Here is a 9,462-nt window from a genome sequence, read left to right as displayed (position 1 = left end):
CTCCACTTCACAACCGGAGGCCTTCACCTGTCAGCACGACAGGCCGCTCCTGGTCACCTCGACTCGGGACAACGTCCCTGGACATCACAGCTAGCCCCGCACCGCGGCCCGGTACGCCGAGGGCGAAAGCCCGATCTGGGCCCGGAACGCCGAAGCGAACCGCGACGGCGTCGCGAAGCCGCACGCCTGCGCGATCTCCGTCACCGACAGCTCGCCGCGCTCCAGGTGGCGGCAGGCCCGTTCGACCCGGATCCGGGTCAGGTAGCGGTACGGCGTCTGGCCGGTCGCCGTCTTGAACACGCGCAGGAAGTGGAACGGGCTCAGGTCCGCCGCGGCCGCCATGTCGGCCAGGGACAGCGGGAGGTGGTGGTGGTCCCGGATGAACTTCACCGCGCGGCGGGTGCGCTGCTCGTCGCGGCCGGGCTCGCGGGGCGGGGGCGCCGCCGCGTGGTGGGTCAGCAGGTGGACCGCCAGGAACGTGGCCGCCGATTCCGCGTACAGCTCGTCCGCGCCGGCGCGGGCCGCCGCGCCCAGGGCTCCCGCCACCGACGCCAGCACCGGGTCCCGGACCGCCAGGGCGTCCGGGCGGCCGAGGTGGTCCGCGTTGCGGCCCCAGAGCTCGAGGGCGGTGCGGTCGATCAGCGCGGCCGGCAGGTGGACGTGCGTGGTCAGCGTGCGGCCGTCGCCGCGCCAGCGGAGCCGGGTCGCGTGGCCGGGTGCGGTCAGGCCGATCGAGCCCGGTCCGTACTCCGCGCTGCGCCAGCGGCTGCCGTGGCGCGACTCGATCGTCTTGGTCCCCGCGCTGACCAGGACCAGGACCTGCTCGTCCACCGGCGGCAGGTCGAGCTCCGCTTCGACGACGTTGTCCAGCAGCCTTAAGGCAAGCGAGGACCAGCGGCGGCCGAACCGCACGCGGGTCCCCGGAACCTCCGACACAACAGAACCCTACCAGCGGAAACGCCGTCAGCCGGCCAGCTCGGGCAGGGCCAGGGTGTGCTGGGTGTGCCGGACCTTGGCGTCGAGGTACCGCAGGTTGTCCGGGGTCGCGTGGACGCCGGTGGGCACCGTCCCGGCGACCGTGATGCCGCGGTCGCGCAGCTGCCGGACCTTGTCCGGGTTGTTCGTCAGCAGGTCCACCTCGGCGATGCCGAGCGCGGCGAGCATCTGGGCCGCGGCGGTGTAGTCGCGGGCGTCCTCGGGCAGGCCCAGCGCGGTGTTCGCCTGGTAGGTGTCGAGGCCCGCGTCCTGCAGGGCGTAGGCGTCCAGCTTGGCGTACAGGCCGATGCCCCGGCCCTCCTGACGCAGGTAGAGCAGGACGCCGCCGGCGCCGTCGATCCGTTCCACCGCCTCGCGCAGCTGCGGCCCGCAGTCGCAGCGGGCCGAACCGAAGACGTCGCCGGTCAGGCACTCGGAGTGCATCCGCACCAGCGGCCGGGCCGGGTCGCCGAACACCAGGGCGAGGTGCTCGGCACCGTCGGCCAAGCCGTCGAAGGTGACGACTTCGGCCGTGGCCGAGAAGCCGTCGGCGAAGCGCAGCGGGACCCGCACCCGGGTGCGGACGGTGGCGGCGGGGATCATGGCGACTCCGTTCAAATTTGAACCTTGATCGCACCGTACCCCTTGAGTTCGAATTTGAACAACAGGTACCGTTGTGACATGGGTCGTCCACGGTGGCTGAACGCCGAGGAGAAGCGCGCCTGGAACGCGTTCCTCGGCACCTACGAGCTGCTCAACCGGCGGCTGGACCAGCAGCTCAAGCAGGATTCCGGGATCTCGCACCTCCAGTACGTGATCCTCGCGCGGCTCAGCGGAGCCCCGGACCGCGAACTGCGGATGGCCGAGCTCGCCTGCGCGGTGTCGAACTCCAAGAGCGGGCTCACCTACCAGATCGGCCAGCTGGAACGGGCCGGCCTGGTGCGCCGCCGCGCGTGCGAAAGCGATCCCCGCGCGGTCTACGCCGTGCTCACCGACGACGGCATGGCCCTGCTGGAGCAGGCCGCGCCCGGGCACGTCGCACTGGTCCGCGAGCTGCTGATCGACGTCCTCACCCCGGACCAGCTGCACGCGCTGGCCGACGGCCTCGGCGAGGCGAACCGCCGCATGCTCGCGACCGGCGACCCGGCCACCGACTGCCGCTGAGTGACCTGAGTCACTTCCCCCGTCGATTTCGGAACCCGCCCCGCGCCGCCTGAGAACAGCCGATGACACTGGCTGGACCGAAAGGCGGGCGATGACCCCGGACGACCCCGATTCCGACGACGACGCGAGCGTGATCGCGCGGTCGCGGCACGAGCCGAGCCTCTTCGCCGTCATCTTCGACCGCCACTCGCGGCACATCCACCGCTACCTGGTGCGGCGCCTCGGGCCGACGACCGCCGACGACGTCCTGGCGGACACGTTCCTGATCGCCTTCGACAAGCGGGCGAAGTTCGACCCGGACCGGCCCGACGCGCGGCCGTGGCTCTACGGCATCGCCACGAACCTCGTCTCGCGGCAGCGGCGGGCGGAAGTGCGCGAGCTGAAGCTCCGGCTGGCCGTCGGCCCGCCCGCCGCCGAAGAAGGGCACGCCGACCGGGTCGCCGACCAGGTCAGCGCCCAGGCCCTCGGCACGCGGCTCGACCGGGCCCTGGCCGCCCTGCGGCCCCGCGAACGGGACGTCCTGCTGCTCGTCGCCGCGGAAGGCCTGGCCTACCAGGAAGTCGCCGAAGCGCTCGGCATTCCCGTCGGCACCGTCAAATCCCGGCTCAACCGGGCTCGCGCCCGCGTCCGCGCCGAGCTCGGCGCCCTCGACCTCGTGAAGGAGACCTCGGGTCATGGATGAACTGGACCTGATCCGCAGCCGCGCGGAAACCGTCGGCTTCGCGCCGGCGGAGCAGCTCACGCCGGCCCGCGAGCGGCTCCTGGAAGCCGCACGCGGTGAGCGGCGGCACCGGCCGCGCCGCTGGTTCTGGCTCGCCGGCGCCTCGGTCGGCCTGGCCGCGGCGATCACCGCCGTCGTCGCGCTGGCCCCCGCCGACCAGGTCGGGGTCGGGGTCGGGGTCGGCGTCGCGCACGCCGACCCGGTCAAGGTGCTGACCGAGGCGGCGAGCACGGCCTTGAAGGAACCGGGCAAGCCACCGCGCCCCGACCAGTTCCTGTACGTGAAGACGGAACAGCCCGACCACCACATCCGCGAGGTCTGGTTCTCGATCGACGGGACCCGCGACAGCCTGATCGGCAGCATCAAGGAAGGGGGCTGCCGCAACGGCAAGGCGCCGATGTACGGCACGAACGACCCGCGCAAGGAAGGGATGCTCGAGGACTGCACGCCCAAGACGGTCTACCGGACGGACCTGCCGACGACGGCCGACGCGATGCTCGCCTACCTCTACCAGTACGAGGCCGACCGCAAGGGCAACGCCGAATACATCGGCAAGGACGTGTACAACCTCGCCCACGAGCAGGTCCTCCAGCCGGCGTCCTACGCGGCGCTGTTCCAGGCAGCGGCGAAGGTGCCAGGCCTGACCGCCCTGGACCACGTCACCGACGGCGCCGGCCGCCCGGGTGTCGGGATCGCGTTCCCGTTGCCGCCCGGAAGCCCCAAGGCGCAGCCGATCGTGCTGGTCTTCGACGCCGCCACGTACCAGTTCCTGGGCACGACCGACAGCGCGGTGACGGTGAAGACCTACGTCGACGAAGTGGGGCAGCGCCCCTGACGGCTTGCCCCGGTCGATCCGTTACGGCCACGTTCCGTAACGGATCGACTAGGCTTTCCGCATGGCCCAAGCAGATCCGGAAGCCACTCCCAGACCCGGCGGACGGCCCCGCGACGCCGCGCTCGACGAGGCGATCATCCTGGCCACGCGCGAGCGTCTCGTCCGCGACGGCTATTCCCTCATGACGATCGGCGACATCGCGGCCGACGCGAAAGTCAGCCGCCCGACGCTGTACCGGCGGTGGCGGACCAAGTTCGAGCTCGTCGTCGACGCGCTCGACTACGGCTTCCGCAAGCAGCGCGACTCCTACACCGTCGACCTGACCGCGCTGGAACCGCGGGAAGCGTTCACCGAAGCCGTCCGGCGGCTCGATCCCGCATACTTCAACCCGGACGCCATGGTCCTCATGGGCAACTTCGCCGGCGAAGCGATCCGCACCCCCGAGCTGCTCGGGATCCTCCGGGAGCACGCCGTCGAACCGCGGGTCACCCTCGTCGAGAACGTGCTTTCCCAGTTGCAGGACAGCGGCGCGGTCCGAAGCGGCATCGACAAGCACACCATCGCGACCCTCTGCTTCGGCAGCTACTTCGCCGCCTTCTACCGGGGCGAGAGCCGGGACGAAATCCCCGAAGCGGTCGTCTCCGTGCTGTGGCCGGCGATCGCGGCGCCGAAACCCGCCCGCCGACGACGCGGCTGACCGGCGCGGATGCCAGTGCCGTCCGGTTCTCGCAACCATTCCGGGCTCCCACCCGTGCATCAAGAGTGTGAGGACCTCTTCGGATCGACGACGGCAGTTCCGGGCACGAGCGGTGGCGGTCGCGGTGCTGGCGGGCGCCGGCCTCGCGTTCGCCCACGCCGCGACCGGATTGCCGGTCGCGGGCCCCGTCCTGGCCGCCGCGGCCGGTGGGCACAGCCTGCCCGACACGGCCGCCCCGGCCCCGGCACCGGCACCGGTGGCCACGTCCACCCGGCCCGCACCGAACCCGGTCCTGCCGTTCAACGCGAAGCTGACCTCCGACGACATCCCCGTCCCGGGTGGTGGTGTGCGCAGCGGCGCCTGCAGCGGGTCGCTGGTGGCGCCGCAGTGGATCGTCACCGCCGGGCACTGCTTCCACGACCTGAAGGACACCCGGATCGGCGGGCGGCCGCCGTACACGATGAAGGTCACCGTCGGGCGGTTGAAGGACAGCGACCCCGGCGGCTACACGAGCGAGGTCGTCGACGTCCGGCAGTCGCCGGTCAACGACCTCGCGGTGGCCAAGCTCGGCAGCCCGATCGAGGACATCACCCCGGTGCGGCTGGCCACGACCCGGCCGTCGGTCGGGAAGCAGCTCCAGTTCGCCGGCTGGGGTTCGCTCTCGGCGACCGTGCTCGGCCCGTCCGACCACCTCAAGCGCGGCCGCTTCACGGTGTCGGGCATCGGCCAGGCGACCCTGGAGGCCCAGCCGGTCGGCAAGCGCACGGTCGAAAACGGCCCGTGCCCCGAGGACTCGGGCGGTCCGTTCTTCGTCTCCGACGACGACGCCACCGCGACCCTGGTGGCGATCGTCAACACCGGGCCGCCGTGCCCGCAGCCCGGGCCGGAGACGATCGCCCGGGTCGACGTCGTGGCGGACTGGATCCGCGAACAGACCGGGTGATCACGGCCGCTCCAGCGCGGCCAGTTCCTCGGTGATCAGCAGCTCCGGGTCGAATTCCATGCCGGCGAAGTGGCCGGCCAGCTCGAGGGAGAGCACGCCGTGCAGGCGCGTCCAGAAGGACAGCGCGCGGTGCAGGACCGCGGGTGGCGCCGGGTGGCCACCCGCCCACGCGCGGTGGGTCTCGAGGTGGGTGTCGAAGCGTGTCGGCGGCTCGTCGCCCGCCTCTTCGGCACAGGCTTCGATCAGCACGGCCATGACCTCGAACGAGATCGCGGTCGTATCCCCGGGCGCGTGGTAGCCGGGCACGGGCGTGCCGTAGATGAGGAAGTAGCGCTGGGGATCGCTGCGCGCCCATTCGCCGATGGTGGCCGCCAGCCCGGACACGCCCGCCCCGGCGTCGCGGGCCGCGCGGACGGTGTCGGCGAGGCTGCGGTAGGCGTCGCGGATGAGCGCGGTGATCAGCTCGTCACGGCTCGCGAAATACCGGTACAGCGCCGGGCCGCTCATGCCGACCTGCTTGGCGATCGCGTTGAGCGACAGCGCGGGCACGCCGGCCGCGGCGATCTGCTCCCACGCGTGGCGCTTGATCTCCTCGCGCACCTGGGCTCGATAACGCTCTCGCGGGCTCTCGCTCATCACCGTTAGAGGCTATCACTTTTCCTATTGACACTCACGCGATGTTGGTTATAGCTTCTAACCATCACGATAGCTACTAATGCACTGGAGGGAATCATGATCCGTTCGGCACTGCTCGCGCTCGCGGTCACCGCGGGGCTCACCGGCCCCGCCGCCGTCGCCGAGGCCACCCCGGCTCTGCGCTGCCGGGGCGCCGGCATCGACCCGGCCGCGCAGCTGCACCACCGGACCGAAACGTTCGTCGAGGCGCCGGCCGCCGCGGTCTGGAAGCTGCACACCGACGTGGCGCGCTGGCCCGCGTGGCAATCGGCCGTCACCAGCGCGAAGAAGCTGGACACCGGTCCGCTGCGGCCCGGTTCGCGGTTCCGCTGGACCACGCCCGCACCGCCAACGCCGACGACCCCGGCGACCACCCTGGTCATCACCTCGACGGTCGGGCAGGTGCAGCCGGGCCGGTGCGTCCGCTGGACCGGGCCGGCGATCGGCGACGGGCTGCGCATCGACCGTGGCGTGCACGTCTGGACGTTCACCCCGGTGCGGGGCGGCGTGCTCGTCCGCACCGAGGAGAGCTGGACGGGCGCGCAGATCGAAGCCGACCCCGCCACCGCCCTCCGCTACCTGGCGCCTGGCCTCGACGCCTGGCTCGCCGACCTCAAGACCACCGCCGAAGCCCACGGAAAGGGAACCCGATGACTGTCGCCGCTCCGCCCCGCACCTCGAAGGCCGTGCTCGTCGCGGCCTGGGCCGTCCCGGTCATGGTGGCCGGCCAGTTCGCCCTGCTGTCCGGCGTGCCGATCGCCGTCGTACTGATCGGTTCGCTGCGCCGGCGGGCACACCGCTGGTGGGCCGCCGGGCTCGCCGCGGTCTACGCCACCGCGCTGACGCTGTGGCTGGCCGGGCCGAGCAGCGCGCCGAGCCTGTCGAAGTACCTGAGCCCGGTGGCCACGGCGGTGTTCACCGCAGCCGGTGTCGTGGTCGCGGTCGTCGTCAGCCGGCGTGCTCGATGACGAAGGCGGTCAGGAAGCCGATGGTGGCGAGCAGGCCGGTGTAGAGCTCGGTGCGTTCGAAGGCCTCCGGGATCATCGTGTCGGCGATCATCGCGAGGATCGCCCCCGCGGCCACCGCCGTGATGGCGGCGACCGTCGCCGGGGACGCGGTCCGCAACAGCAGGTTGCCGAGGAGGGCCGCGATCCCGCTGGCGACCGCGATGCCGGCCCAGACGCCGAAGACGTACCGGGCACTGCGGCCGGCGGCCTTCATGCCGGCGGCGCTGGACAGCCCTTCGGGGACGTTCGAGATGAACACGGCGGCCAGCACGGTGATCCCGACACCCCCGCCCCCGAGCAGGGACACGCCGAGCACGACGGATTCGGGAACGCCGTCGAGCAGGGCACCGACGGCGATCGCGGCCCCGCTGCCCGCGGTGTCCTGTTCGGACGGTTGCTGGTCGCCGGACCGCTTGCGGTGCCGGGCACCCCGCCGGGCCAGCAGGACGTTGATCAGGACGTACACCGCGGCGCCGCCGAGGAACCCGCCCGCGGTCGGCCAGAGCCCGCCGGACCGCTGGGCCTCGTCGACGAGGTCGAAGGCCAGCGCGGAGATGAGCACCCCGGCCCCGAAGGCCATGATCCCGGCCACCACCCGCCGCGGAACCCGCACCCACCAGGCCACCGCGGCGCCGAGCACGAGCGCGATCCCGCCGACGAGGCCCCAGCACCCCGCCGCCACCCATTGCGGCACGAAAGCCCCCTTCCGCAGGCTCGGTGATCGTCCGAGAAAGGACTACCCACGAAGCCGCCCGCGAACACGAACGTTGTCCTGATGTGCGCGGACAATGCCTGGACATGGGACTTCTTGTCCCGGTTCCCGGCGCGCTGCGAGTCTCGGCGGCACCGGTGGAGACCGCCGGTCGTCGAGAAAGGAAACGGACATTCCCATGCACACCTCGAGCAGCAAGCCGGCCCGCGGCCGCGTGGCCGCCGTCGTCGGGGCGGCCGCCGCGCTGGCGGCCCTGACGGCCGCGCCGGCCGGAGCCGGCACGCTCAGCACGTCCGCCCTGTGCTCCGGCACGGCCACCGGCGCGGTGGCCAAGTGGGGCCCGGTGTCCAAGCACTGTTCCTACACCAGCCCGGCGAGCGGCTGGCGCGGGAAGCTGCGGGTCGAGTGGAACACGCAGTCGGGCACCAACCAGGCCGCGTGCGTGGAGGCCCGGATGGGCAAGGCGGCCCACCCCGACGCCTGGCAGGGCATCGGCTGCGGGAAGTCGGGGGTCGGGACGGTCAAGTGGCCGGCCAACACCGCGTCGAACCTCGAGGTCCGGGTGAAGGGGATGGGCACGAGCCTCATCGCCAACGTCGACTACTTCATCTGAGGTCTCGTCCGGCTGAGCCCGCCCGCCGGGCTCAGCCGGCTTCGACCTGGAAGTAGATGCCGCTGGACTGCGGCAGGTAGAGCCGCCCGCCGGAGTCGACCATTTTCCAGTACACCTGGCACGGGCCCGGCGTGCCGCGGGCCTGGACCGGCACGCTGACCGTCACTTCCGCGCCGGGCTCGGCGTCGGGCAGCGGCACGCGTGGATCGGTGTGGCAGACGTCCAGGCCGTCGAGCGGGGGCAGGCGCTGCAGGAACCGGCCGTGCCACCCGACCGTGCCGGCGTTGCGCAGCCGCCAGGTCTTGACGAACCGCTCGTTCACCGCGACCCGGCTGCCGTCGGGGTAGGTGACGTCGGCGACCAGGCTGGAGGCGTCGCCTTCGATCGGCAGCGAAGGTTCCCCGCCGCCGTGGGACCGAGGCCAGCTCACGGCGGCCACGACCCCGGCGGCGACCACGGCCACCACCGCCGCGACCAGCAGCCACCCGTGCCGTCCGGGCCGGCTGTCCGGCTCGGTTCCGCCCTGCCTGGCGGCGGTCCACCGGGCCCGCCACTCCCGGCGCGTCGCGTCTTCGTCCCCGCCCAGCACGGTGACGGCCAGGGGCCGCACGAATTCCCAGGTGGTTTCCCAGCTGGGCAGCTGCAGCCCCCGCGCGGCAGCGGCCAGCGCGGATTTGGACGCCACCGCCCCGAATTCGGTGCGCATCCGGTCGTAGGACGGATCGCCCGCGGTCTCCTTGAGCACCAGCAGCGCGTGCGCGAACCCCGCGACCGGCCCGCCGTCCGGATCGGGCCGGTGCGCCCGCCGGCCCGGTTTGCGCACCGGCCCACCCGCCTGGTCGATCGTCATCTGCCGCCTTCCCCCGACGCACCAGACCGCGAAGGTAACGCAGCTCTGGCACGCTCGCCGCGGCCGGTTCCGAAGATCACCTGGCCGAGGCGGCGGGCGAGGTGTTCGGTTCGGCGGCGAACGAAACCACCTTGTGGGTGACGCCGGACGGCCGCCGCCTTGGAGCCGGGCTTCCGCCAAAGTCGTGTCCCGCTGGACCGCACCACGCCGGCGCTGGACCTGACCGAGCTGTTCAACGGCTTCAAGCCGCTGTTCACCGCGCTCAACCCG

At 72.4% G+C, this 9,462-nt stretch carries 13 protein-coding genes; 8 read left to right on the top strand and 5 right to left on the bottom strand.

Annotated features, from left to right (window positions below; all coding sequences use genetic code 11):
• Positions 1–90 precede the first annotated feature (90 nt).
• Together ACWDN5_RS44950 and ACWDN5_RS44945 are read right to left on the bottom strand one after the other, a co-directional pair.
• Positions 91–936, bottom strand: a complete 846-nt coding sequence (locus ACWDN5_RS44950) for a helix-turn-helix domain-containing protein (RefSeq protein ID WP_449680577.1) — start codon at positions 934–936, stop codon at positions 91–93.
• Positions 937–963: 27 nt separating this feature from the next.
• Complete coding sequence (locus ACWDN5_RS44945; protein ID WP_449680576.1) at positions 964–1,578, bottom strand: GTP cyclohydrolase II; 615 nt, start codon at positions 1,576–1,578, stop codon at positions 964–966.
• 78 nt (positions 1,579–1,656) lie between these two features.
• On the opposite strand from ACWDN5_RS44945, the gene ACWDN5_RS44940 reads away from it, so the two are divergent.
• The 5 genes from ACWDN5_RS44940 (at position 1,657) to ACWDN5_RS44920 (ending at position 5,335) form a co-directional block, all read left to right on the top strand.
• Positions 1,657–2,139, top strand: coding sequence for a MarR family winged helix-turn-helix transcriptional regulator (locus tag ACWDN5_RS44940; RefSeq protein WP_449680575.1), 483 nt, complete (start codon positions 1,657–1,659; stop codon positions 2,137–2,139).
• A 91-nt stretch (positions 2,140–2,230) separates the two neighbouring features.
• Positions 2,231–2,821: an RNA polymerase sigma factor gene (locus ACWDN5_RS44935; RefSeq protein ID WP_449680574.1), complete on the top strand. Its 591-nt coding sequence runs from the start codon at positions 2,231–2,233 to the stop codon at positions 2,819–2,821.
• Positions 2,814–3,695 (top strand): CU044_5270 family protein, encoded by an 882-nt coding sequence (locus ACWDN5_RS44930; RefSeq protein ID WP_449680573.1) that lies wholly within the window; start codon positions 2,814–2,816, stop codon positions 3,693–3,695. Before ACWDN5_RS44935 ends, ACWDN5_RS44930 begins: the two co-directional genes overlap by 8 nt.
• A 61-nt stretch (positions 3,696–3,756) precedes the next feature.
• Positions 3,757–4,392 (top strand): TetR/AcrR family transcriptional regulator, encoded by a 636-nt coding sequence (locus tag ACWDN5_RS44925; RefSeq protein ID WP_449680572.1) that lies wholly within the window; start codon positions 3,757–3,759, stop codon positions 4,390–4,392.
• Between the two features lie 112 nt (positions 4,393–4,504).
• Complete coding sequence (locus ACWDN5_RS44920; RefSeq protein WP_449680571.1) at positions 4,505–5,335, top strand: S1 family peptidase; 831 nt, start codon at positions 4,505–4,507, stop codon at positions 5,333–5,335.
• Here ACWDN5_RS44920 and ACWDN5_RS44915 read toward each other — a convergent pair whose 3' ends face one another.
• Positions 5,336–5,971, bottom strand: coding sequence for a TetR/AcrR family transcriptional regulator (locus ACWDN5_RS44915; RefSeq protein ID WP_449680570.1), 636 nt, complete (start codon positions 5,969–5,971; stop codon positions 5,336–5,338). It lies immediately after the preceding gene.
• A gap of 96 nt (positions 5,972–6,067) precedes the next feature.
• Between ACWDN5_RS44915 and ACWDN5_RS44910 the strand changes: the two genes are divergently transcribed.
• Together ACWDN5_RS44910 and ACWDN5_RS44905 are read left to right on the top strand one after the other, a co-directional pair.
• Complete coding sequence (locus tag ACWDN5_RS44910) at positions 6,068–6,664, top strand: SRPBCC family protein (RefSeq protein WP_449680569.1); 597 nt, start codon at positions 6,068–6,070, stop codon at positions 6,662–6,664.
• A complete protein-coding gene (locus ACWDN5_RS44905) occupies positions 6,661–6,978 on the top strand; it encodes a hypothetical protein (RefSeq protein WP_449680568.1) in 318 nt (105 codons plus the stop codon). Before ACWDN5_RS44910 ends, ACWDN5_RS44905 begins: the two co-directional genes overlap by 4 nt.
• On the opposite strand, the gene ACWDN5_RS44900 is transcribed toward ACWDN5_RS44905, so the two are convergent.
• The gene (locus ACWDN5_RS44900; RefSeq protein ID WP_310975379.1) at positions 6,959–7,711 is read right to left on the bottom strand and encodes a ZIP family metal transporter; all 753 of its coding nucleotides are present in this window, start codon (positions 7,709–7,711) and stop codon (positions 6,959–6,961) included. The genes ACWDN5_RS44905 and ACWDN5_RS44900 overlap by 20 nt on opposite strands.
• 196 nt (positions 7,712–7,907) lie before the next feature.
• Between ACWDN5_RS44900 and ACWDN5_RS44895 the strand changes: the two genes are divergently transcribed.
• The gene (locus ACWDN5_RS44895; protein ID WP_310975377.1) at positions 7,908–8,342 is read left to right on the top strand and encodes a hypothetical protein; all 435 of its coding nucleotides are present in this window, start codon (positions 7,908–7,910) and stop codon (positions 8,340–8,342) included.
• A 31-nt stretch (positions 8,343–8,373) separates the two neighbouring features.
• Here the strand turns inward: ACWDN5_RS44895 and ACWDN5_RS44890 are convergent, their stop codons facing one another.
• Positions 8,374–9,192 (bottom strand): NBR1-Ig-like domain-containing protein, encoded by an 819-nt coding sequence (locus ACWDN5_RS44890; protein WP_310975376.1) that lies wholly within the window; start codon positions 9,190–9,192, stop codon positions 8,374–8,376.
• Positions 9,193–9,462 lie beyond the last annotated feature (270 nt).

The sequence above is a fragment of the Amycolatopsis sp. NPDC003731 genome, from assembly GCF_053586895.1.
This window is presented reverse-complemented; position numbering and strand designations above follow the sequence as displayed.